Genomic DNA, 2,591 nt, shown 5'->3' on the forward strand with positions numbered 1-2,591 from the left:
CGCGCGCGGGCGTGCTGGCCAAGGTGCCGCTGTCGCGGCCGGTGGCGTCCAGCGCCATCATCGCCGGCTGGCCCTCGATGGACACGGCCTGCAGACCGTTGGCCGTGGCGGGCACGACGGCGGTCCAGGCCATGCGCGCGAAGTTGTTGACCGGCACGCTGAAGCTGGCCGGGCCGCCGCGCAGCTTGGCCAGGCTGCGCACGATCTGGCCGTCCTGGCCGCGCCATTGCAGCACCAGTTCGGGCGGCGCTTCCCAGTTGGAGCGGGCGGTGCCTTCGTTGAAGTACACCGCTTCGATGGTGACGGTTTCGCCGGGGGCCGCCGATGGACGATCCAGCCGGTACGACACGCCCGCGGTGGCTGCGCCCGCCAGACCCATGGCCAGGGCGGCGGCAAGGGTGCGCAGGAGGAGGGCGGATCGTGCAGGACGGCTGTTGGTCATCGGGTCATAACGTAGTTTTGTGACCAGGAAATGTAGCATCGACCCCGGCTACAGTTTGTAAGCCAGGCTAATCGTATGTAGAAAGCGTAAGCCCCCGCGCGCGGCGGGGGCTTGTGGGGACAGTGTTGCGCGCGGGCTTACTCGCCGAACTTGATGCCCTGCGCCAACGGCAGCTGGCGCGAATAGTTGATCGTGTTGGTCGCGCGGCGCATGTAGTTGCGCCAGGCGTCCGAACCCGATTCGCGGCCGCCCCCGGTTTCCTTTTCTCCGCCGAAGGCGCCGCCGATCTCGGCGCCCGAGGTGCCGATGTTGACGTTGGCGATGCCGCAGTCCGAGCCGGCCGCCGACAGGAAGGTTTCGGCCTCGCGCAGGTCATTGGTGAAGATGGCGGACGACAGGCCTTGCGGCACGCCATTCTGCAAGGCCAGGGCCTGGTTGAAATCGGTGTAGCGCATCACGTACAGGATGGGCGCGAAGGTTTCGTGGCAGACCACGTCGGTCTGGCCCGGCATTTCGGCGATGGCAGGGCGCGCGTACCAGGCGTCGGGATACTGCTCGGCCAGCACGCGTTCGCCGCCCGTGACCTTGCCGCCCTGTTCGCGCGCGGCGGTCAGCGCGGCCTGCATGGCGTCGAAGGAGACGCGGTCGATCAGCGGGCCGACCAGCGTGCCGCCGTCCAGCGGATTGCCAATGGTGGCGCTGGCATAGGCCTTGTGCAGGCGCTGCACCAGGTCGTCGGCCACGCTTTCATGCACGATCAGGCGGCGCGTCGAGGTGCAGCGCTGGCCGGCCGTGCCGATGGCGCCGAACACGATGCCGCGCGCGGCCATGTCCAGGTCGGCGGTGGGGCCGACGATGATGGCGTTGTTGCCGCCCAGTTCCAGCAGCACGCGGCCAAAACGCTGCGCCACGCGCGGACCCACCTGGCGGCCCATGCGGGTCGAGCCAGTGGCCGACACCAAGGCCACGGCGTGCGAGTCGACCAGCGCTTCGCCGATGTCGCGGCCGCCGATCAGCACCTCGGACAGGCCGGCGGGCGCATCGCCGAAGCGCTGCGCGGCCTGGGCGAAAAGCGCCTGGCAGGCCAGCGCGGTCAACGGCGTTTTCTCCGACGGCTTCCAGACCACGGCGTTGCCGCAGACCAGCGCCAGCGCGGCGTTCCAGGACCACACGGCCACCGGAAAGTTGAACGCGCTGATCACGCCGACCACGCCCAGCGGATGCCAGGTTTCCATCATGCGGTGGCCCGGGCGTTCGGAGGCAATCGTCAGGCCGTAGAGCTGGCGCGACAGGCCCACGGCGAAGTCGCAGATGTCGATCATTTCCTGCACTTCGCCTTCGCCTTCGGCCACGATCTTGCCGGCTTCCAGGCTGACCAGGCGGCCCAGCTCGCGCTTGTGCTGGCGCAGCGTTTCGCCGAACAGGCGCAGCAGCTCGCCGCGGCGCGGCGCCGGCACGTCGCGCCATGCCAGGCTGGCCTGGCGCGCGCGGGTGATGGCGGAATGGGCCTGGGCCACCGTGTGCTCGTGAACCTGGGCCAGTTCGGCGCCGTCTATCGGGCTGCGCGCGCGCAGCGTGCCGCCAGCGAGCGATTCCGGGTTCAGCCCGAGCGCGCGCAGGATGTCTTGGGGAGTGTCCATGCCGGTTCCTTGGGTTGCCTGCGAAGAGCCTGTCTTCGCTTAAGGGTTATGCCTAAGTGGCGATTCTGGAAAAAAATTTACTATACGAAACTCCAGCGTGAATTGCGAAACCTTTTTAAACCAAGGCAGCACTCATCCGAAGGTGGATCCGTGGCGGAACCTCTGCTGGTAGTCCAGGCAGTCAGCAAGACCTATCAACGCGACGGGCAAGCCCCGCATCTGGCGTTGGACGGCATCGACTGCCAGCTCGGCCGAGGCGAGGTCATGGTGGTGGTCGGCCCCTCCGGATCCGGCAAGAGCACCTTGCTGCGCACGCTCAATGGCCTGGAAAGCATAGACAGCGGCGCCATCCGCGTGGACGGCGTGTCGCTCACGGACCCAGCCACCGACGTCAACCGCTGGCGCACCGAAGTCGGCATGGTGTTCCAGCACTTCAACCTGTTCCAACACCGTACCGCGCTGGACAATGTCGCGCTACCTCAGCGCGTGGTGCGCGGCCGCGGCCGCGC

2 protein-coding genes and 1 pseudogene are annotated in these 2,591 nt (G+C 68.0%); 1 reads left to right on the forward strand and 2 read right to left on the reverse strand.

From position 1 onward, the window contains the following. Positions 1-442 (reverse strand): annotated as a pseudogene (locus WBB14_RS09025) (phospholipase A); the annotation flags it as partial. A gap of 137 nt (positions 443-579) precedes the next feature. Then, positions 580-2,082, reverse strand: coding sequence for an aldehyde dehydrogenase family protein (locus WBB14_RS09030; protein ID WP_424239519.1), 1,503 nt, complete (start codon positions 2,080-2,082; stop codon positions 580-582). Between the two features lie 150 nt (positions 2,083-2,232). On the opposite strand from WBB14_RS09030, the gene WBB14_RS09035 reads away from it, so the two are divergent. After that, the coding region (locus tag WBB14_RS09035; RefSeq protein ID WP_424239520.1) for an ATP-binding cassette domain-containing protein at positions 2,233-2,591 on the forward strand (359 nt) is incomplete at its 3' end.

The sequence above is a fragment of the Achromobacter sp. genome, assembly GCF_049647645.1.
GTDB lineage: Bacteria > Pseudomonadota > Gammaproteobacteria > Burkholderiales > Burkholderiaceae_B > Achromobacter.

What these genes read in the sequence shown, in the direction of transcription:
- WBB14_RS09030 (WP_424239519.1), bottom strand. Translation starts at nt 2,082, where the DNA reads ATGGACACTCCCCAAGACATCCTGCGCGCGCTCGGGCTGAACCCGGAA.